Source organism: Amycolatopsis silviterrae, assembly GCF_042684085.1.
In the GTDB taxonomy this organism is placed as follows: Bacteria; Actinomycetota; Actinomycetes; order Mycobacteriales; family Pseudonocardiaceae; genus Amycolatopsis; species Amycolatopsis silviterrae.
Genome location: NZ_JBHUKS010000035.1, coordinates 226039 through 247311, shown reverse-complemented (window position 1 = coordinate 247311; position 21273 = coordinate 226039). Strand labels below are relative to the sequence as shown.

At 69.5% G+C, this 21273-nt stretch carries 23 protein-coding genes; 5 read left to right on the top strand and 18 right to left on the bottom strand.

Annotated elements, in window-relative coordinates:
- Window positions 1–55 precede the first annotated feature (55 nt).
- The 3 genes from ACFSVL_RS41915 to ACFSVL_RS41905 form a co-directional block, all read right to left on the bottom strand.
- On the bottom strand, window positions 56–523 hold the full coding sequence (locus tag ACFSVL_RS41915) for a YbjQ family protein (protein ID WP_378312938.1): 468 nt from the start codon (window positions 521–523) through the stop codon (window positions 56–58).
- Between the two features lie 27 nt (window positions 524–550).
- Window positions 551–1645 (bottom strand): FAD-dependent monooxygenase, encoded by a 1095-nt coding sequence (locus tag ACFSVL_RS41910; RefSeq protein WP_378312936.1) that lies wholly within the window; start codon window positions 1643–1645, stop codon window positions 551–553.
- Window positions 1646–1728: 83 nt separating this feature from the next.
- A complete protein-coding gene (locus tag ACFSVL_RS41905) occupies window positions 1729–2967 on the bottom strand; it encodes an aminotransferase class I/II-fold pyridoxal phosphate-dependent enzyme (protein ID WP_378312935.1) in 1239 nt (412 codons plus the stop codon).
- A 71-nt stretch (window positions 2968–3038) separates the two neighbouring features.
- Here ACFSVL_RS41905 and ACFSVL_RS41900 point away from each other — a divergent pair, with 71 nt between their 5' ends.
- Complete coding sequence (locus tag ACFSVL_RS41900) at window positions 3039–3521, top strand: hypothetical protein (RefSeq protein WP_378312933.1); 483 nt, start codon at window positions 3039–3041, stop codon at window positions 3519–3521.
- A 44-nt stretch (window positions 3522–3565) separates the two neighbouring features.
- Window positions 3566–4711, top strand: a complete 1146-nt coding sequence (locus ACFSVL_RS41895) for a GDSL-type esterase/lipase family protein (RefSeq protein ID WP_378312931.1) — start codon at window positions 3566–3568, stop codon at window positions 4709–4711.
- Between the two features lie 41 nt (window positions 4712–4752).
- Here ACFSVL_RS41895 and ACFSVL_RS41890 read toward each other — a convergent pair whose 3' ends face one another.
- Window positions 4753–5631, bottom strand: coding sequence for an NmrA family NAD(P)-binding protein (locus tag ACFSVL_RS41890; protein WP_378312930.1), 879 nt, complete (start codon window positions 5629–5631; stop codon window positions 4753–4755).
- A gap of 97 nt (window positions 5632–5728) precedes the next feature.
- On the opposite strand from ACFSVL_RS41890, the gene ACFSVL_RS41885 reads away from it, so the two are divergent.
- Window positions 5729–6079, top strand: a complete 351-nt coding sequence (locus ACFSVL_RS41885) for a MerR family transcriptional regulator (protein ID WP_378312928.1) — start codon at window positions 5729–5731, stop codon at window positions 6077–6079.
- Between the two features lie 265 nt (window positions 6080–6344).
- On the opposite strand, the gene ACFSVL_RS41880 is transcribed toward ACFSVL_RS41885, so the two are convergent.
- Entirely contained in the window at window positions 6345–6800 is a 456-nt protein-coding gene (locus tag ACFSVL_RS41880; RefSeq protein WP_378312926.1) for a hypothetical protein, read from the bottom strand.
- 514 nt (window positions 6801–7314) lie between these two features.
- Between ACFSVL_RS41880 and ACFSVL_RS41875 the strand changes: the two genes are divergently transcribed.
- Window positions 7315–8256: a methylenetetrahydrofolate reductase gene (locus ACFSVL_RS41875; protein ID WP_378312924.1), complete on the top strand. Its 942-nt coding sequence runs from the start codon at window positions 7315–7317 to the stop codon at window positions 8254–8256.
- Here ACFSVL_RS41875 and ACFSVL_RS41870 read toward each other — a convergent pair.
- From ACFSVL_RS41870 to ACFSVL_RS41810, 13 genes are all read right to left on the bottom strand, one after another.
- Window positions 8234–8722 carry a hypothetical protein gene (locus tag ACFSVL_RS41870; protein WP_378312922.1) on the bottom strand — a complete coding sequence of 163 codons (489 nt, stop codon included), beginning with the start codon at window positions 8720–8722 and terminating at the stop codon, window positions 8234–8236. The genes ACFSVL_RS41875 and ACFSVL_RS41870 overlap by 23 nt on opposite strands.
- Complete coding sequence (locus tag ACFSVL_RS41865) at window positions 8719–9195, bottom strand: hypothetical protein (protein ID WP_378313206.1); 477 nt, start codon at window positions 9193–9195, stop codon at window positions 8719–8721. The genes ACFSVL_RS41870 and ACFSVL_RS41865 overlap by 4 nt, the downstream gene beginning before the upstream one ends.
- A gap of 35 nt (window positions 9196–9230) precedes the next feature.
- The gene (locus ACFSVL_RS41860; RefSeq protein WP_378312920.1) at window positions 9231–10472 is read right to left on the bottom strand and encodes an MlaD family protein; all 1242 of its coding nucleotides are present in this window, start codon (window positions 10470–10472) and stop codon (window positions 9231–9233) included.
- Window positions 10472–11662 carry an MCE family protein gene (locus ACFSVL_RS41855; protein ID WP_378312919.1) on the bottom strand — a complete coding sequence of 397 codons (1191 nt, stop codon included), beginning with the start codon at window positions 11660–11662 and terminating at the stop codon, window positions 10472–10474. Before ACFSVL_RS41855 ends, ACFSVL_RS41860 begins: the two co-directional genes overlap by 1 nt.
- A complete protein-coding gene (locus ACFSVL_RS41850) occupies window positions 11659–12855 on the bottom strand; it encodes an MCE family protein (protein WP_378312917.1) in 1197 nt (398 codons plus the stop codon). Before ACFSVL_RS41850 ends, ACFSVL_RS41855 begins: the two co-directional genes overlap by 4 nt.
- Window positions 12852–13883: an MlaD family protein gene (locus ACFSVL_RS41845; protein WP_378312915.1), complete on the bottom strand. Its 1032-nt coding sequence runs from the start codon at window positions 13881–13883 to the stop codon at window positions 12852–12854. Before ACFSVL_RS41845 ends, ACFSVL_RS41850 begins: the two co-directional genes overlap by 4 nt.
- A complete protein-coding gene (locus ACFSVL_RS41840) occupies window positions 13880–14917 on the bottom strand; it encodes an MCE family protein (protein WP_378312913.1) in 1038 nt (345 codons plus the stop codon). Before ACFSVL_RS41840 ends, ACFSVL_RS41845 begins: the two co-directional genes overlap by 4 nt.
- Window positions 14914–16269, bottom strand: a complete 1356-nt coding sequence (locus ACFSVL_RS41835; RefSeq protein WP_378312911.1) for an MCE family protein — start codon at window positions 16267–16269, stop codon at window positions 14914–14916. Before ACFSVL_RS41835 ends, ACFSVL_RS41840 begins: the two co-directional genes overlap by 4 nt.
- A complete protein-coding gene (locus tag ACFSVL_RS41830) occupies window positions 16266–17126 on the bottom strand; it encodes an MlaE family ABC transporter permease (RefSeq protein ID WP_009075203.1) in 861 nt (286 codons plus the stop codon). Before ACFSVL_RS41830 ends, ACFSVL_RS41835 begins: the two co-directional genes overlap by 4 nt.
- A gap of 1 nt (window position 17127) precedes the next feature.
- The gene (locus ACFSVL_RS41825; RefSeq protein ID WP_344267887.1) at window positions 17128–17919 is read right to left on the bottom strand and encodes an MlaE family ABC transporter permease; all 792 of its coding nucleotides are present in this window, start codon (window positions 17917–17919) and stop codon (window positions 17128–17130) included.
- A gap of 117 nt (window positions 17920–18036) precedes the next feature.
- Complete coding sequence (locus ACFSVL_RS41820; protein ID WP_378312909.1) at window positions 18037–18801, bottom strand: glucose 1-dehydrogenase; 765 nt, start codon at window positions 18799–18801, stop codon at window positions 18037–18039.
- A 12-nt stretch (window positions 18802–18813) separates the two neighbouring features.
- The gene (locus tag ACFSVL_RS41815) at window positions 18814–19695 is read right to left on the bottom strand and encodes a 3-oxoacyl-ACP reductase (RefSeq protein ID WP_378312907.1); all 882 of its coding nucleotides are present in this window, start codon (window positions 19693–19695) and stop codon (window positions 18814–18816) included.
- A gap of 124 nt (window positions 19696–19819) precedes the next feature.
- Window positions 19820–20005 (bottom strand): ferredoxin, encoded by a 186-nt coding sequence (locus ACFSVL_RS41810; RefSeq protein ID WP_116202111.1) that lies wholly within the window; start codon window positions 20003–20005, stop codon window positions 19820–19822.
- Between the two features lie 103 nt (window positions 20006–20108).
- Here ACFSVL_RS41810 and ACFSVL_RS41805 point away from each other — a divergent pair, with 103 nt between their 5' ends.
- Window positions 20109–21272: an acyl-CoA dehydrogenase family protein gene (locus ACFSVL_RS41805; protein ID WP_378312905.1), complete on the top strand. Its 1164-nt coding sequence runs from the start codon at window positions 20109–20111 to the stop codon at window positions 21270–21272.
- Window position 21273: the final 1 nt, after the last annotated feature.

Genomic DNA, 21273 nt, shown 5'->3' with positions numbered 1-21273 from the left:
GGTTGCCCGTGCGTCCACCCGGCAGCCGGACGCACGGGCAAGCACGCCGTGCCCGTCAGGCCTGCGGCGGCTGAGCCTGGTACTGCTGCTGCGGCGTCTGCGCGTACTGCTGCTGCGCGGCGGCCTGCTGCTGTTGCGGAGCCTGCGGCTGTTGCTGGGCGCCGTCCGGGACTACGTAGACCGCGGTGCCGTAGGCGGCGATTTCGCTGGCGGTACCGGCGATCTCGTTGCAGTCGAAGCGCAGCGCGAGCACGGCGTTGGCCCCGTGCTGCATGGCTTCCTGGCACAGCCGGAAGAGGGCTTCGTGGCGCGAGTCGGACAGCAGCTTCGTGAGCCCCTTCAGCTCGCCGCCTCCCATCGCCTTGAAGCCGGACCCGATGTTGGAGAACATGTTGCGGCTGCGGACGGTGAGCCCGAAGACCTCGCCGAACACGCGGACCACGCGGTACCCGGGCAGGTCGTTCATCGTGGACAGCAGGATCGGGAACTGCTGCGGCTGTTGCGGTGGCGCGGCTTGAGTCATGCGCGGATCGTATCGTCGGCGAGCGGCTCACGCTGTGATTCGCGCACTCCAGTCCAGATGATGCCGGTATGCCCACCCTTGGCTGGCCCCGACGTCGCTGCCCGCGCTGACCGCCACGAGTTTCTCGACGCGGGCGCGGCGCAGCCGGTCGTAGGCCGCGAACGCCGCGGGCGCGTCCGGCAGGTCGCGCAGGCACTGGCCGAGCACCACCGCGTCTTCCAGCGCCATCGACGCGCCCTGTCCCGCCGCCGGTGACGCCGCGTGTGCCGCGTCCCCGGCCAGCACCATCGACGACGTGGACCACACACGGGTGGCCGGCAGGTCGTAGGAGTGGCCGCCGTGGACGTCGTCGCCGGTCGCGGCCACGATCGCGGCGCACGGCAGCGGATCGCCGACAAAGGCGGCGTGCGCGAACTCGCGCCAGCCTTCCGGGGTGACGGCGGCGATCTCCGCGCGCGAGCGTTCCGCGTCGGGGACGCGGGCGAACCAGAACGTCGCGCCGTCCGGGGCGGTGGTGTAGCCGAACGCGGCGCGGCTGCCACGGAACATCCGGTAGACGCCGGGCGCGGCGGGCAGGCCCTCGGCGCGGGTGTAGCCGTAGACGATGGTCAAGCCGGTGTAGCGGGGAGGCTCGGCCGTCGGGTCGATCAGCGTGCGGACCACCGAATGCAGGCCGTCCGCGCCGACGAGCACGTCACCGGACTCGGTGGTGCCGTCCTGGAAGGTCGCGGTGATGTTGCCGGTGGCGGAGACCAGGCGCTTGCCGCGGACGATGGCGATGCCGCGGCGTTCCGCTTCTTGTTGCAGCGCACGGTAAAGCGCGGCGCGGGTGAGGGTGCGCGGGCCGTCGAGCTCGCGGTCGAACGTCCGGCTGCCGACGGTCGTGCCGTCCGGGGCGATCACTTCGACGCCCAGCGCGGCGAAAGACGCCTCGATCACCGGGGTTTCGGCATCGATGGCACGCAGCGCGTCCATGCCGTTGTGCATCACGGTGAGGAACGCGCCCGCGTCCGCTCCCCCGCTGGGATGCGCCTCGAACACCACCGGCTCGTGCCCGGCGAGGCGCAGCGCCATCGCCGTGACCGTGCCCGCGACTCCGCCGCCCGCGATCAGAACCCGCATCGTGCCCCCGCCCCTGGAAACGGCCCCTGGATACGACCGTGCCGCCGCCACCGTAGCGGGTAGCGGCGGCACGGAACCAGAGATCAGGCGCGCTGCGCGACCGCGAGCCGCACGCAGACGGCGAGGGCGCGGACCGCCTCCTCCACCTCGGCCAGTTCGGGGAAGGTCGGCGCGATGCGGATGACCGCGTCGGCCGGGTCGTCGCCGTGCGGGTGGGTGGCGCCGGCCGGGGTCAGCGCGACGCCCGCCTCCTTGGCCAGCCGCACGACCTCCTTCGCGGTGCCCTCGGGGACGGTCAGCGAGACGAAGTACCCGCCGGTCGGCTTGGTCCAGGTCGCCAGGTCGCCCAGCTCCTCGGTGAGGATGCGCTCGACGGCGGCGAACTTGGGCGCGATCAGCTCGGCGTGCTTGCGCATGAGCGCGCGGACGCCGTCGGCGTCCTTGAGGTACAGCGCGTGGCGCAGCTGGTTGACCTTGTCCGGGCCGATGGTGCGCTTGCTGAGCACGCCCTGCCACCACGCGAGGTTGGCCTCGGACGCGCCGAAGAACCCGACGCCGGCGCCGGCGAGGGTGATCTTCGAGGTGGAGCCGAACACGAACGCGCGGTCCGGGTTCCCGGCCTCGGCGCAGAGCGCGAGGATGTCGGCCAGTTCCGGCTCGTCGTCGGTGAGGTGGTGCACCGCGTAGGCGTTGTCCCAGATGATCCGGAAGTCCGGCGCGGCGGTCGGCATCGCGGCGAGCCGCCCGGCGACCTCGGCGCTGAACGTGACGCCGGTCGGGTTGGAGTACTTCGGCACGCACCAGATGCCCTTGACCGCGGCGTCCTCGGCGGCGAGCCGCTCGACGACGTCCATGTCCGGGCCGGTTTCGGTCATCGGCACCGGGATCAGCTCGATGCCGAACCGCGCGGCGAGCGCGAAGTGCCGGTCGTAGCCGGGCACCGGGGCCAGCATCGCGATCCGCGGCTCGTCGGCCCAGCGGCGCTCGGCTCCCGGCAGGGTGCTGAGCATCGCCTGCGCGACGGTGTCGTGCATCAGCTCCAGGCTGGAGTTGCCCGCGGCGAACAGCTGCTCGACCGGCACCTGCAGCGCGCCGGCGAAGATGCGGCGCAGCTCCGGCAGTCCCTTGAGCCCGCCGTAGTTGCGGGTGTCGGTGCCGTCCTCGGCCTTGTACTGGCCGTTCGGCAGAGTCAGGAGATCCGCGGAGAGGTCGAGCTGCCGGGGCGACGGCTTGCCGCGGGTGATGTCCAGGGACAGGCCGCGCTCGACCAGCGCAGCGTAGTCGCGACGGGCAGTGTCGACGTCGACAGGAGCTGTGGTCATACCACCACGCTAAACCGCTCGCGCAAGCCAGTTCGGGTGACCCCCGGCTCCGGTGGGCTAGCGTGGAGCACGTGCGGTACCTGGTGCATGCCGAGCAGCGGCAGTTCTCCTTGCGGGACAAGGACGCCTGGCGTCCCGGCGACGGCGGCTGGACCGACGAGGCGGTGTCGGTGCACCGCGTCGCGGTAGAGCCCTCGTCGCTCTCCGTGGCGACCGCGCGGTCCGATTGGGTCGAGGTCGACGTTGCGGTCGCGATGGCGGCGCCCTCGGTGCGGCCGGACGCGTCCCACGTCGTGGAAGCCGATCTCGACGTCCCCGGCGGCGAGGCGACGCTGGCCGGTCCCGCCGGTTACGCCCGCCAGGAGCACCGGATCGCGGTCCCGCCCGGCCGGTACCGGGTCCGAGTGTCCTATGTGGAGAGCGGGCCGCCGGACGCCGAATGGCACGACCACGAGTTCGGCGAGCATTTCCGGTACGTGCTGGACCTGTGGCCGGTCGCCGGAGCCGCGCCGGTCGCGGTGGTGCGCCAGGGCGCGCAGGTGTGGGACGGCTGATATCCCGTTGGCGGCGGGCGGCGCGGAACGGCAGACTCGGCGGCATGCAGTGGATCACCACAGAGATCGGCGAAGAGTTCGTGCGCGGTGCACTTGAGCTGGAGCGCACGCCGCAAGGCTCGCTGCCGCACCGGCTGACCGCACGCGCGCGGGCGCAGAACACCGACGACCGGGTCGCGATGGCGGAGAGCCAGCCGTCCGGCGTGCGGCTGGCGTTCCGCACCGAGTCGACCGCCGTCGAGCTGGACACCCACCGCACGAAGGTCGGCTACGTCGGCGTGCCGCCGCTGCCGGACGGCTCCTACGACCTCGTCGCGGACGGCAGGCTGGTCGACTCCGCGACCGTCTCCGGCGGCGACGAGCTGATCATCGACATGACGACCGGGCGCAGCGAAACCCGGTCCGGCCCGTCCGGCACGGTCCGGTTCTCCGATCTGCCCGCGGGGCCCAAGGACGTCGAGATCTGGTTGCCGTACAACGAAACCACCCGCCTGCTGGAGCTGCGCACCACCGCTCCGGTCACCCCGCTGCCGCCCGCCCGGCGGGTCTGGCTGCACCACGGCAGCTCGATCAGCCACGGCACCGGCGCGACCGGCCCGTCCCAGACGTGGCCCGCGCTCGCCGCCGCGGCCGCCGGGGTCGGCCTGATCAACCTGGGCTTCAGCGGGAGCGCGCTGCTGGACCCGTTCACCGCGCGGGCGATGCGGGACACGCCCGCCGATCTGGTGAGCGTGAAGCTCGGGATCAACGTGGTGAACGCGGACCTGATGCGGCTGCGCGCTTTCGGCCCCGCCGTGCACGGGTTCCTGGACACGATCCGGGAAGGGCATCCGGACGTCCCGCTGGTGGTGGTTTCGGCGCTGCTGTGCCCGATCCACGAGGACACGCCGGGGCCGGGCGCGCCGGACTTCAGCACCGGAAAGCTCCAGTTCCGCGCGACCGGCGACCCGGCTTCCGTCGCGGAGGGCAGGCTGACACTGAAGGTGGTGCGGCGGGAACTGGAGCGGATCGTCCGCGACCGGGCGGATCCGGCGCTGCACTACGTGGACGGGCTTTCCCTTTACGGGGAAGGGGATTTCGCCGAGCATCCGCTGCCGGACGCGCTGCACCCGGACGCGGCCACGCATCGGTTCGTGGGGGACCGGTTCGCGAAACAGGTCTTCGGGCCGGGCGGTCCGTTCGCGGAGTGAAGCTCGTGGCCTCAGGCTGGGCAGCCTGAGGCCACGATCGGTCAGCGCGCGAACCGGCGGGCGAACTCCGCCATCCCGGTCGGGCGGATGTCCGGGTAACGGTCGTTGTCCAGCGGCTGCAGCTTCGCCTTCCCGGTGACCATCGCCCAGACATACTGCAGCGCAACATAATCCGCCGGCCCAGCCGCAACCGACTTGCGACGCTCGATTTCCGCCGCCAGTTCCTCGGTGCTGCCAAGGCGGCGAAGCGCGAGGCTCCGGCCCGAACCGCGCTCCAACGCCGCGTGGAAGTCCTTCATGGACAGCACATCTCCAGCCATGCGCACCGGTCCGGAAGCGTCCGCGTCCAGCGCCACGGCAGCGGTGTAGGCCGCGGTGTCCGCGACGGTAGTGAAATCGCACGGCTCGTCGCCGTCGCCCCAGTAGCTGAACGTTCCCTTCTCCCAGTCCACGATTTCGAGGAACGACGCGGTCATCACCTCGTGAAACGCGCCGTTGAGGACGGACGTCACCTGGATTCCGGCCCCGGTGAAGGCTTCGTGCGCCTTCCGCCGGTCGTCGAGGAAGACGTTGTCCCCGTCGTCGAGCCGGAACAGGTCCACCGCGAAGTCCGACGGGATCAGCCGGGACACACCCGCCTTTTCCGCCGCCCGCAACAGGGCGAGCTGCCCGTCCACGACGACCTCCGGACCGCCCTGCACCGCCGAAACGACCACGTCCACGCCGTCCAGCGCGCGGTCGGGCCGCTCCAGCGTGCCCTGGACGATTTCCGCGCCCCGTTCCTTCAACGCCCGCGCCGCTTCGGCCCCGGCGGACTCCGGCCGGACCAGCGCGCAAACCTGTGCGCCGCGGCGCAGCAGGCTCCCCGCGATCTCGCGGCCCAGCATTCCCGTGGCCCCCGCGACCAGCACCTTCGTCACTTTTCACTCCTCCTGGATCACTGCCGCTTGACTTCGGCGATCGCGACGCTAATCCTTGAAACCCATTACAAGGTCAAGTCATCGGAGTCCAGGTCACATGCGCATCGGGGAGCTGTCCCAGCGGACCGGCGTCGACGAGCAACTGCTGCGGTACTACGAAAAACAGGGCCTCCTGCGCCCCGCCCGCACCCCGAACGGCTACCGCGACTACGCGGAGGCGGACGTCGGGGCGGTCCGGCGCATCCGCGAACTGCTCGCCGCGGGCCTGCCGACCGCGACGATCGCCGAGATCGGCTCGTGCGTCCGCGACGAACCGCTGACCCCGGCCTGCGACGGCGTGCTCGAACGGCTGCGCGGCGAACGCGACCGGATCGACGCGGCACTGGCCCGGCTCCAGTCGTCCCGCGCCGCGCTGGACACGGTGATCCAGCGCCGGGCCGCGACCTGACTGTCCCGGCTGCTAACTTCCGCCCTCCAAAAGTTGCTCGCCAGTGCTGGCGACGACGTCCTCCTATTCGGCGTCACCCCGCCCCCGCAGCACTTCCCCAGAGCGAATCCAGCAGATCAGGGGCATCCGGACGTGCCGCTGGCGTTAATGGCGACTGGCGCTCCGACGTCCGCGGTATTGCCCGAACGGGCCTTCACCGTACGGAGAACCGAAGGCTGCCACACATCGGCCCGCGCGGAGGGCGCGGGCCGGGACGGAACTCCGGCTAGGAAAACCTAGGGTCAGAGAGACTCAAGGACAATGCATTGCCCAGATTGTTCACCACGGTAAACCTTCCCTCGGAAACGATGATCCGCTCGAACGGGTTCGAGCGCTGCAACGCCACCAGCCAGCGCAGGCCGCCCGCCCCGTCGAGCCGGGCGAAGAACCCGTCCGCGCCGAGTTCTCCTTCGCCGCACACGAGAGATCCGTCCTCGATTTCGGTCCGCATGGCGACATCGACGCTCATCGTGTATGCCGGATCCGCCAAAACCTCGTCCAGGTCGAGCGGAGAACCGATCCGGAACCACGAAAGCTCCGCACCATTCGTCGTCACCGCGAAAGCGGTGTCATCCGCCCGGTAGAGCCCGGAGACCGCAGGTGCGTTGCCGAAGCGCCACAGGGAAGCAACCCGCGCCGTCATTCCCCCTCCGCCCGAGGCCTCTCGTTCAATCCCTGCCACGGCACGCGACACCCGTTTTCGTCTCGGTTGCGCTTGCTGGTCATCCGCTTTTCGAAACTCCTGTCCCAGTTCATGCCCGATGTCTTCGCGGGATTAGGGGACTGCGGATCGACCCGTTCCGCTTTGACCTGGTAGTCGGACACCTGCTGGCGAACTTCGCGTGCCGCGTCCAGCCGATTCCAGTCCCAGACACCGTTCAGCATGGATTCCACGGAGTCGTTCGCCGAAACGGTGCGACCGGCGGCTGCTCCGGCACCACAACGAGCCGGATCACCTGTCTGGCCATCGACGCCTCCCCTGGTCGCCCACGCAGAAAGGTGATCGGCCCCGCTCCGGTTTCGTTAGGCCGTCCCGGCAGCTGTTTTCCCGCGAGGAACCGGATGTTCACCGGCCAAAGCATCTGCCCGTTTCCGTTCCCCATCGAGGACGAACCGGCACTGCACCGACCGGACGCAGGGTCTGTCGGGCCAGGCGGTCCCTTCCCGGACAGCACCAAGCTGCTAACTTCCGCCTCATGGCGGACCACACTCTCCGGGCGAAGCTGGCCGACGCCGGCAGCGGCATCCTCCTGTTCGGCATCACCCCGCCGCGCCTCAGCACCTCCCCCGAGCGGATCCGGGAAATCACCGCCGCCACCCTCGCGCGGCTCAGCGACCTGGACGTCGACGGCCTGGCCCTCTACGACATCGACGACGAGAGCGACCGCAATCCGGAGGAGCGGCCGTTCCCCTACCTGCCGACCCTCGACCCGGCCGGCTACCACGCGGACTACCTCGACGAATGGGACCGTCCAGCGGTCATCTACCGGTGCGTCGGCAAGTACCCCGAGGCCGAGCTGCGGGACTGGCTGCGCACCGCCGACACCGAGCGGGTGCTGTCCGTCTTCGTCGGCGCGTCCTCGAAGAACAAAGAGGTGCACACGCGGCTTTCGCAGGCGCAGGCGCTGCGCCGGGAAGTCCGGCCGGAGCTGCTGCTCGGCGGCGTCGCCATCACCGAACGGCCCGACGAGCACCTGCGGCTGATCGCCAAGCAGCAAGCGGGCTGCGCGTACTTCATCTCGCAGGTGATCTACAGCGCCGACGCGGCCAAGAGCATGGTCTCCGACTACTTCTACGCCTGCCGCGAGCAGCAGCTCGAACCCAAGCCGGTCCTGTTCACCCTCTCGGTCTGCGGTTCGGCGAAAACGCTGGCGTTCCTGAAGTGGCTCGGCGTGCACGTCCCGCGCTGGCTGGAGAATTCCCTGCGCCACGCGGACGACACGCTGGCCGAGTCGTACGAGCAGTGCCTGGCGAACGCCCGCGAACTCGCCGCTTTCTGCCGCAAGCTCGGGATGCCGTTCGGCTTCCTCGTGGAAAGCGTGTCGATCCGCAAGGTCGAGATCGAGGCCTCGGTGTCCCTCGCGCGCGAGGTGAGCGGGCTGCTCGGCCGCAACGCTACAGCGGATCCAGCGCAGTGATCTTCCACTGTCCGTCGGTGCGATGCGCGGTCACCGACAGCTGGCCCACCGACGACTGAGGCGCCCCACCACCGGGCAGAATCGTCTGCTGGTCAAGGAAAAGCAGCAGACTCGCGTCGTCGCCGTGCAGCGACCGGACGCCGATCGCGCGGACGGTTGTCGTGCGGACGAGTTTTTCGTTCGCCGCGCGCTGGCGGGCGGCGGCGAACTGGCCTTGGTACTGGCCGACCGCCGAGCCGGTCAGCACGTCGGCCGCGGCGCGGGACGTGCGGTCGAGGTTCGCGTAATCGTAGGAGAAAATCGCCTTGACCGCGGCGCCGACCTGGTCGGTCACCTGCGCGGTCGCGGCCGGGTCGACCATCGCCTCGTCGTCCTCCGGCTGCAGCAGCGACGCCTGCACCCCGAACCACACCGCGCACGCCAGCGCGAGCCCGGCCACGCCGGCGGCGATCGTCCGGCGGTTCACGAGCCCACCGCCTGGACCGCGCCGATCTTCCACGCATCACCGTCGCGCGCGAAGTCCACCGCCAAGCGGGCCTGTTTCGCCGAAGGCGTGCCGCCGCCGGTGCTCACCCGGACGTTCAGCACCGCGATGAGCCTCGCCGTGCCCGCCGAGGGGTTCAGCTCGGTGACGGCGGCCTGCACCAGCGAAGCCGTCGACACGGTTTTGGTGCGCTTGGCCCGGTCGATCTGCATCTGCCGGTCGCCGGAGAGGTCTTTGCCGTACTGCCCGGTCGTCACGCCGATCCAGCGGTCCACGTCGACCGCGCTCGTGCGGTAGTCGATCGTGTTGAGCGTGACCAGGCCGGTGCTCGCGGCGGCCAGCACGGCGTCCCGGGCACGGCCGCGCGCCAGGCCGTCGTCCTGCGCCGCGCTCCACCACGACCAGCCGAACCACGCCGCGGCCAGCACGGCGACGACTGCCAGCCCGCCGAGCATGCGTGCGGTCAAGAAGGGCCGAGCCGGAGCATCCATCACGAACCGCCCAGCAACGCCCCGAGCCCGCCCTTCAGCGGTGCGGTCAGCTGGCCAAGCAGACCCGGCAGCTGCTGCTGCGAACCCTGGTCCGAAGGCGCGGAAGCCTTGGGCGCGGCGGGAATCGCGGGCGGCTTCCCCGCGTACGGCGCGTTCTGCGCGCCCCGCACCTCGGTCGGGCTGCCCGGCGGCTCGGCGCAGTAGGCGTTCATGTTGACCGGCGCGTCGCTCGTGTCGTTCGCCGGACGCTGTTTCGTGCCCTCGTAGCCCTTCGTGCACGAGTGCGGGTCGAAGAAGTTGAACACCACGCCGAGGTGCCCGGTGCCGTCCGGCGACGTCGTCGGCGAGAACGCCGAGATCACCGGGTACGCCACCAGCAGCTCTTCGATGGCGTCCTTGCGCATCGAGGTGACCTGCGCGGTGGTGAGCGAGTTCGCGAACAGCACGCCGAGGTCGGTGCCGGACGTGGCGAGCACGTCGCTGATCTGCCGGCTCAGCTGCGGGGCCTCGTCGATCACCTTGCGCACGGCGGGATCCGACGACTTCAGCTGCCCGGCGATCGTCTTGAGCCCGGACGCGAAGTCCGTGATGTTCTTCGCCTGCCGTTCCTGGGTGGCGAAAACCGTCCGCGAGTTCGCCAGCAGCCCCTTCGTGTCCGGCACGTACTGGGTGGCCGTCGCGGTGAGCGAACTGGTGCTGTCCAGCAGCTTCTGCAGCTGCGGCCCGGAACCGGCGAACGCGTCGTACGTCTCGTCCACCACGGTCTTCAACGACTCCGGATGGACGCTCGCGACCAGGCCGTCGAGATGGGTCAGCACGGAATCCGGCGTCGCGGGCAGCGAGGTGCGGTCCTGCGCGATCACGGAGCCGTCCTGCAGGTACGGCCCGTCCTCCCGGTCCGGCAGCAGGTCCACGAACTGCTCCCCCACCGCCGACCGGTTCGCCACCTGCGCGTGCAGCGCGGACGGGATGTCCGGGCCGCCGGAGTCGATGTCGAGCCGGACGTCGATGCCGTGCGGGGTCAGCGTCATGGCCCCGACCCGGCCGACGGTGACGCCGCGGTAGGCGACCTCGGAGTTCACGAAGACCCCGCCGGAATCGGGCAGCTTGAGCGTCACGTGGTAGCCGCGGTTGCCGAAAATCCGGTCGAGACCGGCGTAATGCCCGCCCGCGTACGCCACCGAGACGATGGCGATCGCGAAGAACACCAGCAGCTGGATCCGGGTTTTGCGCGTGGTCATCAGCTGCCTCCCACCAGACCGCCGAGCAAGCCGCCCAGCACACCGCCGTACCCTGGCTTCGAGCCGCCCGTCGGCGGGGTGTTGGGCAGCGGCAACGGCAGCTGCGGCACCGCCCCCTGGCCGCCGGCGGGCGGAGCGTTTGTCGACGGCGTCGGCAGCTGGAACGGCGGCTGCGACGAGTTCGCGAAGTTCTGCACCAGCTTGTCGAGATCGAGGTTGATCCGCGCGTCGACGTTCGCGTAGTCGCCCTTGATCACGTTGCCCGCGTAGTCCGGGAACGGGTAGGTGAGCAGGATCCGCAGCGCGTTCGGCAGGTCCTTGCCCGCCGCGCTGAGCTGGCGCAGCGTCGGCTCCAGCGCCTTGAGGTTCATGACGAGCTGATCCCGGCTGCGGTTCACCGTGTCCACCGCGACCCCGGACAGCTTGTTCAGCGCGTTCAGCATCCCGACCAGCTGGTCGCGCTGGTCGGCGACGATCTTCAGCCCGGGCGCGAGCTTGTCCAGCGCGGTGGCGAGGTTCTGCTTCTGCCCGACGAGCGTGGTCGACAGCTTGTCCAGCCCGTCGATCGCGCGCAGGATCTCGCCCTTGTGCCCGTCCAGCTGGGTGGCCAGTTCGTCCACCCGGGACAGCAGCGCACGCATCTGCGGTTCGTTGCCGGACAGCGCGTCGTTGAGTTCGTGGCTGATGTTCTGCAACTGGTCCACGCCGCCGCCGTTGAGCAGCAGCGACAACGCGCCCAGCACCTCTTCGATCTCCGGGTTGCGGTTGCTGCGGCCGAGCGGGATCTGCGCCCCGTCGGCGAGCTTGCCCGCCGGTTTCTCCGCGGTCGGCGCGCTCAGCTGCACGAACTTCTCGCCGAGCAGGCTGGACTGCCGCAGCTCGGCCCGCGCGTTGGCGGGCAGCTGGACGTCGCCGTTCACCGTCATCGACACGAGCGCGGACCGGGTGTCCGGGGTGAGCGCGATCCGGTCGATCCGGCCGACCGCGACGTCGTTCACCTTCACGTTCGCCTGCGGCACCAGGTCGAGCACGTCGGTGAACAGCGCGGTGACGTGGTAGGGGTGGTCGCCGACGTCCGGGCCGCCGGGCAGCGGCGTCGAGTACAGCCCGTTGAACCCGCCGTCGCTGCACCCGGCGAGCACCAGCACCCCGGCGAGCACGCCCGCCAGCCGTTTGCGGAGGCGTTTCACTTGCCACCTCCGGGCTTCTCGGTCAGCACGTCCGACAGCGGCAGCGGCAACGGCGGCAATTGGCCGTTCTGCAAGGAGTTCAGCGCCTGCGGGATGGACGGCAGCTTGAGCGTGCCGTCGAGCACCGGCGCGAGCTTCTTGCAGATGTTGCCGAGTGTGTCCGGAAGCGGCTTCGGCGTGCCCGCGCTGATCAGCCGGCACACGGTCAGGATCGGCGGGTTGGTGATCTCGTTCAGGTTGTCGCGCACCGCGATCGTGCCGGACGCCGCGTCGTAGGTGTTGATGAAGTTCGTCGCCCCGGTCGGCGCGATGTCGAGCACCTCGGCGAGCGAGGCCCGCTGGTCCACCAGCACCTTGGTGAGCGAGGCCAGTTTGGCCACATTGGACGAAAGCCCGTTCTTGTTGTCCGCCACGAACTGCTTCACGTCGCCCAGCGAGGTGGACAGCGAGTCGAGCGCCGCCCCGACGTCGTGCGAATCGTCGGCGAGGAACCCGCTGACGTCCGCGAGCCGCTGGTAGAACTCGTTCAGCTGACTGTCGCTTTGGGACAGTGCGGAGGTGAAGGAGTTCAGGTTCTTCACCGTGGAGAACAGGTCGTCCTTGGAATCGTCGAGTGTGCCTGCCAGATCGGCGAGCCGCCCGACGGTCGAGTTCAGGTCCTTGCCGTTGCCCTTGAGGTTGGCCGCGGCGGTGTCCAGCAGGTCGGAGAACGCGCCGTTTTTGTTGGCCCCGTTGGGTCCGAGCGCGGTGGACAGCTTGTCGAGGCTCGCGTAGAGGTCGTCCAGTTCGACCGGCGTCGCGGTCTTGTCGCGCGCCAGCACGGTTCCGCTCGCGAGCGTCGGGCCGCTGTCGTACGACGGGGTCAGCTGCACGTACCGGTCGCTCACCAGGCTCGGCGAGACGACGACCGCGCCGACGTCCTTCGGGATCGGCACGTCGTCGTTGACCTTCATGTCCACGCGCACCGCCTGGCCTTCCGGCGTCACCGCGGTGACCTCGCCGACCGCCACGCCCAGCACGCGCACGGACGAACCGGCGTAGAGGCCGACGGTCTTCCCGAAGTACGCCGAGATCTTCGTCCCGCCGGTGTCGCGCAGCGCGAAGTAGATGCCCGCGGTGAGCAAAAGCGCTGCGACACAAGCGAAGCCGAGCCAGGTGACCAGACTCCGCCCAGCGCGAGTTTCGACAGTCATCGTCCACCCACCCCCTGGTCCGGCGCGGAGATCGGCGGCGTGCAGCCCTCCGGGTTGATCGAGATCCCGCCGGCCGTGATCGTCGGCGGCAGCAAGCCGCACAGGTACCCCTCGAACCAGCGCCCGTTGCCGGTCGCGTTCGCGCCGACGCGGGCGAACGGGGCCATCAGCTGCAGGCTCCGGTCGAGGTTGCCCTGGTTGCGCTGCAGCACGTCAGTCACCTTCCCGAGCGCGGCGAGCGTCGGCCCGATCTGCGTGCGGTTGTCCGAGACCAGCCCGGACAGCTGCTTCGAGATCTCCTGCGTGCCCTTGAGCAGCGTGCTGATCTGCTGACGACGCTGCTGCAGTTCGGTCAGCAGCAGATTGCCGTCGCTGATCACCTGCTGCAGCTGGGCGTTCCGGTCGGACAGCGTCTTCGAGATCTTGCTCGTGTTGGCCAGCAGCGCGTGCAGATCGGCGTCGCGCGAGGACACCGTCTTCGACAGCGCCGACAGCCCGGACAGCGTGTCCTTCAAGTACTGCGGACTGTCCTTAAGAGAATCCGACAACGCGGTGAAGCTCTGCGCGAGCTGTTTCGTGTCGATGTCGCCGACGGTCGTGGACAGCTGGTTGAACGCGTCCTGCAGCTGGAACGGCGTCCGCGTGCGCTGCACCGGGATCGTGTCGCCGGGCGTCTGCGTGCCGCCGCCTTTCGTGTCCAGCGCGAGGTACTTCTCCCCCAGCAGCGTCTTGATCTCGATCGACGCGGTGGACGCGTCGCCGACCCGCACGCCCTTCACCCGGAACTTCACGAGCACCTGCTTGTGCCCCAGCTCCACCGAGGTCACCTGCCCGACCTTGACGCCGGCCACCTGCACCTCGTTGTCCGGCGCGAGCCCGGCGGACTCGGCGAACGCCGCGGTATAGGTGGTGCCGTTGCCGAACATCGGGATGCTGTCGGAAAAATACGTCACGGCGGTGATCAGCACGATGAGCACGAGCGTCACCGCGCCGACGCCGGCCTGGTTGCGATCCTTGAGTCGTTTCACGGGCCACACCTCGGCGCGCGTTCGGTGCCGGGGATCGGCACGATCGGCAGCGTCACGTCCAGCGAGGAAATGCCGATGGTGCCTTCGATCCCGCACAGGTAGTAGTTGAACCAGCTGCCGTAGCTCAGGGTCCGGGTGAACTTCTCCAGGTTCCCCGGCAGCACCTGCAGCAGGTGCTCGATGAGCGGCTGCGAATCGTTGAGGTTGTTCGCCAGCTTGCCGAGCTGGGTCACGTCCTGCTGCACGGCGGGCCGGGCGTCGGCGAGCAGGCCCGCGGTCGCGTTGGTCAGGTCGCCGAGCGCGCCCACCGCGTCGCCGATCGGCTTGCGCTGCTGCGCCAGCCCGCTCACCAGCCGCTGCGTCTGGTCGACCAGGTCGCCCAGCTGCGGGCCGCGCGCGTTGACCGTGCCGAGCACCTGGTTGAGATTGTCGATCACCTGCCCGATCACCTTGTCCTTGCCCGCGATCGACGACGTGATCGACGCGGTGTGCGACAGCAGGCTGGTGATCGTGCCGCCCTCGCCCTGGAACACCTGCACGATCTCGGCGGAGAGCTGGTTGACCTCCTTCGGGTCCAGCGCCTTGAACAGCGGCTTGAACCCGTTGAACAGCACGGTCAGGTTGAGCGCCGGTTTGGTCCGCTCCGGCGGGATCGTGTCGCCGGGGGACAGCATGTCGCCGCCGCTGACGTCGGTGCCGAGCGAGAGGTAGCGCTGGCCGACGAGGTTGCGGTACTTGATCGTCGCGGTGGCCAGCGAGGGCAGCTTGTACGCCGATTCGACGAGGAACCGCACCTCGGCGTAGTTCTGCTCGCCCTGGTCGACGCCGATGGTCTCGACCTGGCCGACTTTCACGCCGGAGATCCGCACGTCGTCGCCCGCCTGCAGGCCGGACGCGTCGGTGAACTTCGCGACGTAGGACGCGGTGTTGCCGAAGTTCGTGTTCGCGATCGTGGTGGCGAGGACCCCGGTGAGCAGCACGGTGACCACGGCGAAGATGCCGATCTTGATCAGCGCGGGAACGAACGACCTCACTTCAGCTCCACCTCCGCCCCGCGGTACAGCGGCCCGACCAGCAGCGACGACCAGCCCGGCACGTTGGCGGGCGTGGTGTTCAGCGTCGGCGAAATCAGCAGGTCGAGCAGCTTCTGCTCGTCGGCCGACCCGACGATGCTCGGCGCGCCGCCGGTGGACCCGGACCCGCCGGGCAGCGGGCCGTTGGTGATGTCGCCGGGCAGCGTGCCGTCCGGTTTGTGCGGCGGGGCGGGTTTGGTCGCCCCGTCCTTCACCGCGCCGTCCGGCGGATACTGCGGCCAGTGCCCGGGTTTCGGCACCTGCGGATAGCAGCGCGGGCCGCGTTTGTCGTCGTACTTCGGCTCGTCGACGCCGGGCAGGTACTTGCCGCGGCTCGCCGAGAACTCGATCGTCACGCGGCTGACCTCCGGATGCGCGGTGCCCTTGCCGAACGCCAGCTCCGCGTTCGGCACCGTCCCGGCCAGCTGCTTGAACAGGCACGGGTATTCCGGCGCGTACTTCGCGAGCACGTCGAGCGTGGGCTGCACGGCGGTGGTGAGGCGGATGATGTTGTCCTTGTTGACTTCCAGGAAGCGCGTCAGGTCGGTGGCGGTGCCGGTGACCGAGGAGTACAGATCGGTCAGGCCGCGCTGTTTCTCCACGATGGTCTGCGTGGTCGTGGTGAGGTCCGACAGCGCCTGCAGCGCGTCCGGCGCGGCCTTGTCGTAGATGCCGGAAACGTTGGCCAGCCCGGTGATGTCGGCCTTCAGGTCGGGCAGCGACGGGTTGAGCTTGCCGAGGTAGTCCGACAGCTGGGTGAGCGTCTGGCCGAGCTTCTTGCCGCGTCCGTCCAGCGCGGTGGACACGGCGTTGAGCGTGCTGGAGAGCTTCTCCGGCTGCACCGCCTGCAGCAGCGGCATGACGTGGTTGAGCACCTGCTCCAGCTCGATCGCCGTGCTGCTGCGGTCCTGCGGGATGACGTCGCCCGCCTTGATCGGCCGCTGCGCCTGCTCCGGCAGCTGCAGCGCGACATACCGTTCGCCGAACAGGGTTTTCGGCAGCAGCCGCGCCGACACGTTCGACGGGATCACGTCGGTCTTGTCCGGCTGCAGCGCCAGTTCCAGCTCCGCGTGGTCGCCGACCGGCCGCACGTCGCGGATCTCGCCGACGAGCATGCCGCGCACCTTCACGTCGCCGCCGACGCGCAGCTGGCTGCCGACGTGATCGGTCTCCAGCTTCACCAGCGTGACCGGCGTGAACACCTTGCGGTAGGCGGCGATCGTGGTGGTGAAGAACAGCGCCGCCACGACCAGGAAGACCAGGCCCAGCAGCTGGTACTGGAGCCGTTTGCGCAACTCTCGACGGGTACTCATCCGGATATCCGCACTGTCGTGTTCGCGCCCCAGATCGCGAGGCTCAGGAAGAAGTCCAGCACCGAGATCAGCACGATCGACGTGCGCACCGCGCGGCCCACCGCGATGCCCACCCCGGCCGGCCCGCCGGACGCGGTGTAGCCGTAATAGCAATGGGAAAGGATCACCAGCACGCTGAACACGATCACCTTGGCGAACGACCACAGCACGTCCTCCGGAGGGAGGAACAGCGTGAAGTAATGGTCGTACGTGCCCGCGGACTGGCCGTAGAGCCAGATGGTGATCTGCCGCGACGCGAGATACGAGGACAGCAGGCCCACCGCGTACAGCGGGATCACCGCGGTCACGCCGGCGAGCACCCGCGTGGTGACCAGGTACGGCATGCTCGGCACGGCCATCACTTCGAGCGCGTCGATCTCCTCGGAGATCCGCATCGCGCCGAGCTGCGCGGTGAAGCCGCAGCCGACGGTGGCCGACAGCGCGAGCCCGGCCGACAGCGGCGCGACCTCGCGGGTGTTGAAGTAGGCCGAAATGAAGCCGGTGAGCGCGGCGGTGCCGAGCTGGTTCAGCGCCGAATACCCCTGCAGGCCCACGATGAGGCCGGTGAACAGCGTCATGCCGATCATCACGCCGAGCGTCCCGCCGATCACCGCGAGCCCGCCGGTGCCGAAGCAGACTTCGGTGAGCAGCCGCGTGGTTTCGCGGCCGTAGCGGCGGATCGTGCGCGGCGACCAGGCGAGCGCCCGGCCGTAGAACGACAGCTGCTTCCCGAGCCCTTCGAGACTCGCGCCGGGGCGCGCGATGATCTCCAGCGTCCGGTCGGACGCGCGCGTTTGCTCGATCGGTTCGGCCGTCATGTCACAACGCCTTCGGGGGCACGACTTTGAGGTACACGGCGGTCAGCACGACGTTGATCAGGAACAGCAGCAGGAAGGTGATCACCACCGCCTGGTTCACCGCGTCGCCGACGCCCTTCGGCCCGCCCGCCGGGTTCAGCCCGCGGAACGCGGCGACCACGCCCGCGACGAAGCCGTACAGGAACGCCTTGATCTCGCTGATCCAGAGGTCCGGCACCTGCGCGAGCGCGTTGAAGCTGGCCAGGTACGCGCCGGGCGTGCCGCCTTGCAGGACCACGTTGAAGAAGTAGCCGCCGAGCACGCCGACCACGCTGACCAGGCCGTTGAGCAGCACGGACACCACGATGGCGGCGAGCACCCTCGGCACCACGATGCGCTGGATCGGGTTGACCCCGAGCACTTCCATCGCGTCGATTTCTTCCCGGATCTTCCGCGCGCCGATATCAGCACAGACGGCACTTCCTCCGGCACCGGCCACCAGCAGCGCGGTGATCAGCGGGCTCGCCTGCTGCACGATGGCGAGCGCGCTGGCCGCGCCGGTGAACGACTGCGCGCCGATCTGCGTGGTCAGCGATCCGAGCTGCAGCGCGATGACCGCGCCGAACGGGATCGCGACCAGCGCGGTCGGCAGAATGGTCACGCTCGCGAAGAACCAGCACTGCTGGATCCATTCGCGGAATTGGAACGGACGCTTGAAAATCGCCCGCAGGACCTCCCAGGACAGCGTGGCGAGCCTGCCGACCTGAGTCAGCGCCGCGGTGCCCGGGAGAGTGACCGAGCCGCTTCCGCCCACCGCACCTCCCAGTAGTCACCCCCGAGTCTTGCCCATCCCCGCCCGCCGATTTCGGTTAGCGGTGTTCACTCCCGTCCCTTCAGCCCCCAGTCGTCACGCTCAGCTCACCAGCACCGTTCAGAGTTTCAACGCATGGGTGGCGGTAGCCCCGCCGTCCGCGACGAACTCGCCGCCGGTGCAGTACGAACTCTCGTCGCTGCCGAGGAACACCAGGAGCGGCGCGATCTCGTCGGCGCGGCCCACCCGGCCGAGCGCGACCTTCTTGCCCACCCAGGACACGTCCACCTCCGCGCCCGCGGCGTCGGACACCATCTTCGTGTCGATCATGCCCGGATGGACCGAGTTGACCCGGATCCCGCGCGCGCCCAGTTCCAGCGCGGCGACCTTGGTCATCCCGCGGATCGCGAACTTGGTCGCGGTGTAGGCGACGAGGAACGGCATCCCGGCCAGACCCTCCACAGAGGACACGTTGACGATGGAGCCGCCGCCGGCCCCGGCCATGGGTTCAACGACCGAGCGCATGCCGAGAAACGCCCCGATCTGGTTGATCCGCACGACGCGTTCGTATTCGGCCAGCGGCGTCTTCGCGAGTTCCGAAAAGTACAGCACCCCGGCGTTGTTGACCAGCACCGTCGGCGGCCCGAACTCGGCCACCGTGCGGTCGACCGCGGCCGTCCAGCCGTCCTCGTCGCTCACGTCGAGGTGGCAGAACGCGGCCGCGTCGCCGAGTTCGGCGGCGAGTGCCTTGCCTTCGTCGTCGAGGACGTCGGCGATCACCACTTTCGCGCCTTGCGCCACGAACGCGCGCGCGGCGGCCGCGCCCTGTCCCCGGGCCGCGCCGGTGATGAGGGCGACCTTGCCGGTGAGCCGGTGCTCAGTCATGCGTCCTCCGGTTCAGGGCAGCGAAAGCAGATCGGTCGCGGCGAACATCCGCTCCGGGTCCCGATCGGCGAAGTGCGCGCCGACCTTTTCGGCGAGTTCACCGGTGGTCCAGGCGCCGTTCGCGGTGTCGAACCGCTCCTCCACCGACGGCGGCTTCAGCAACGCGACCATGCCGCCGTGGACGACGAAAACCTGGCCGTTGATGGCGTCCGCGTCCGGCGAAGCGAGGAATGCGACAAACGGAGCAACGTGCTCTACCGACAACGGATCGAGCCCGTTCTCGGGTGCTTCGCCGAAGACATCCGCGGTCATCGCGGTGCGGGCGCGCGGGCAGATCGTGTTGGCGCGCACGCCGTACTTCGCCAGCCCGCGCGCCGCGGACATGGTGAGCGCCGCGATGCCCGCTTTGGCCGCCGAGTAGTTGGGCTGCCCCGGCGAACCGACGAGGAACGCCTCGGACGCGGTGTTCACCAGCCGGCCGTACACCGGCTGTCCCTCCATTTTGGAGCGATCGCGCCAGTACGCGGCGGCGTTGCGGGACAGCAGGAAATGCCCGCGCAGGTGCACCGCGATGACCTTGTCCCAGTCCTCGTCGGACATCGAGAACAGCATCCGGTCGCGGAGCACGCCCGCGTTGTTCACGACGATGTCGAGGCTGCCGAAGTGGTCGACCGCGGCCGACAGCAGCTCTTTCGCGGTTTCGGCCGCCGAGACGTCCCCGGCCACCGCGAGCGCTTTGCCGCCGTGCTGTTCGATCTCGGCCACCACGTCGGCTGCCTCGCCGATGTCGTTGACTACGACAGACGCGCCTTCGCGGGCCAGCGCGAGCGCTTCGGCCCGGCCCAGCCCGGCTCCGGCGCCCGTGACGACAGCGACCTTGCCCTCGAGTGTCATCGAACCGCCCCAGTCCGGTCGTCGTTCGTCTTCCGCTTGGCCGGTTCCACCCGCGAGCCTCCTCGTCGAAGCCTGCCTGACGAAGCACAGACTAGAATCTGTTCTCGTATTGAGCAAGCCCTGATCAACCGGTCGTGAACAGGGCGTTCTTCGGGCAGTTCGTCACCGCTTGCGAAACACGTTCTACTTCATCCTCCGGAACCGGCCCGATCACCAGGTTCTCGTCGTCGTCGAGATCGAAGACCTCCGGCGCGAACCCGACGCACACCGCGTTGGCTTCGCACAGCGTCCGGTCGACACTGACCTCCATGCTTCCTCCCGCTCGCCGCTCCTGGTACAACTAGAACAGGTTCTAGCTTACCGCCGGGGCCCGGTACGACACCACAACGAGACCGGCGGGGTGGAGGTGACGGGTGCGGATCGACTATACGAGCGAGCAGCAGGCACTGGCCGCTGAGCTGCGGGAGTACTTCGCCGAGCTGATGACGCCCGCGCGGCGGGAAAGCCTCGCCGCGCCGGGCGGCGAGTACGGCGACGGCTTGGCGTACAAGGAAATCGTCCGGCAGCTCGGCAAGGACGGCTGGCTCGCGCTCGGCTGGCCGCGCGAGTACGGCGGCCAGGACCGGAGCATGCTCGACCAGCTGGTCTTCACCGACGAGGCGGCGGTCGCCGGGGTGCCGGTGCCGTTCCTGACGGTGAACACGGTGGGCCCGACGATCATGCGGTTCGGCACGCCGGATCAGAAGGCGTTCTACCTGCCGAAGATCGCCGCGGGCGAGCTGCATTTCGCGATCGGCTACTCCGAACCGGGCGCGGGCACGGACCTCGCCTCGCTGCGCACGCGGGCTACCCGCGACGGCGACGAGTACGTGGTCAACGGACAGAAAATGTGGACCAGCCTGATCGAGTACGCGGACTACGTGTGGCTGGCGGCGCGCACCGATCCGGAGGCGCGCAAGCACAAGGGCCTGTCGATCCTGATCGTGCCGACCTCCGCGCCGGGCTTCTCCTGGACGAAGGTGCACACCGTCGCCGGCCCCGGCACCAGCGCGACCTACTACGACGACATCCGCGTGCCGGTCACGTCGCGGGTCGCCGAGGAGAACGCGGGCTGGCCGCTGATCACCAACCAGCTCAACCACGAACGCGTCGCGCTCACGTCCGCCGCGCCGGTGCGCAAAGCGCTGGCCGACGTCGTGGCATGGGCCCGCGAGGAGTCGCTGACCGACCGCGAATGGGTCCGGACGCACCTCGCGCGCGTGCACGCTTATGCCGAGTACCTGAAGCTGCGGAACTGGAAGATCGCCTGGGCCGCGGTGGCGAGCGAACTCGGCCCTGCCGAGGCGTCGGCGACCAAGGTGTACGGCACCGAGATGGCGATCGAGGCGTACCGGCTGCTGATGGAGGTGGTCGGCGCGGCCGCCGTGGTGCGCGACGGCTCCCCCGGCGCGGTCCTCGCGGGACGGCTGGAACGGCTGCACCGTTCGGCGTTGATCCTCACCTTCGGCGGCGGCACGAACGAAGTGCAGCGCGACATCGTCGCCGCCACCGCCCTCGGCCAGCCCGTAACGCGCTAAG

Bases quoted from the DNA above. Each gene is read 5' to 3' on its own strand.
- ACFSVL_RS41860 (WP_378312920.1), bottom strand. From the start codon at position 10,472: ATGACCACGCGCAAAACCCGGATCCAGCTGCTGGTGTTCTTCGCGATC.
- ACFSVL_RS41830 (WP_009075203.1), bottom strand. From the start codon at position 17,126: ATGACGGCCGAACCGATCGAGCAAACGCGCGCGTCCGACCGGACGCTG.
- ACFSVL_RS41905 (WP_378312935.1), bottom strand. From the start codon at position 2,967: ATGACCACAGCTCCTGTCGACGTCGACACTGCCCGTCGCGACTACGCT.
- ACFSVL_RS41815 (WP_378312907.1), bottom strand. From the start codon at position 19,695: ATGACACTCGAGGGCAAGGTCGCTGTCGTCACGGGCGCCGGAGCCGGG.
- ACFSVL_RS41910 (WP_378312936.1), bottom strand. From the start codon at position 1,645: ATGCGGGTTCTGATCGCGGGCGGCGGAGTCGCGGGCACGGTCACGGCG.
- ACFSVL_RS41915 (WP_378312938.1), bottom strand. From the start codon at position 523: ATGACTCAAGCCGCGCCACCGCAACAGCCGCAGCAGTTCCCGATCCTG.
- ACFSVL_RS41810 (WP_116202111.1), bottom strand. From the start codon at position 20,005: ATGGAGGTCAGTGTCGACCGGACGCTGTGCGAAGCCAACGCGGTGTGC.
- ACFSVL_RS41885 (WP_378312928.1), top strand. From the start codon at position 5,729: ATGCGCATCGGGGAGCTGTCCCAGCGGACCGGCGTCGACGAGCAACTG.
- ACFSVL_RS41835 (WP_378312911.1), bottom strand. From the start codon at position 16,269: ATGAGTACCCGTCGAGAGTTGCGCAAACGGCTCCAGTACCAGCTGCTG.
- ACFSVL_RS41875 (WP_378312924.1), top strand. From the start codon at position 7,315: ATGGCGGACCACACTCTCCGGGCGAAGCTGGCCGACGCCGGCAGCGGC.
- ACFSVL_RS41820 (WP_378312909.1), bottom strand. From the start codon at position 18,801: ATGACTGAGCACCGGCTCACCGGCAAGGTCGCCCTCATCACCGGCGCG.
- ACFSVL_RS41865 (WP_378313206.1), bottom strand. From the start codon at position 9,195: ATGCTCGGCGGGCTGGCAGTCGTCGCCGTGCTGGCCGCGGCGTGGTTC.
- ACFSVL_RS41850 (WP_378312917.1), bottom strand. From the start codon at position 12,855: ATGACTGTCGAAACTCGCGCTGGGCGGAGTCTGGTCACCTGGCTCGGC.
- ACFSVL_RS41895 (WP_378312931.1), top strand. From the start codon at position 3,566: ATGCAGTGGATCACCACAGAGATCGGCGAAGAGTTCGTGCGCGGTGCA.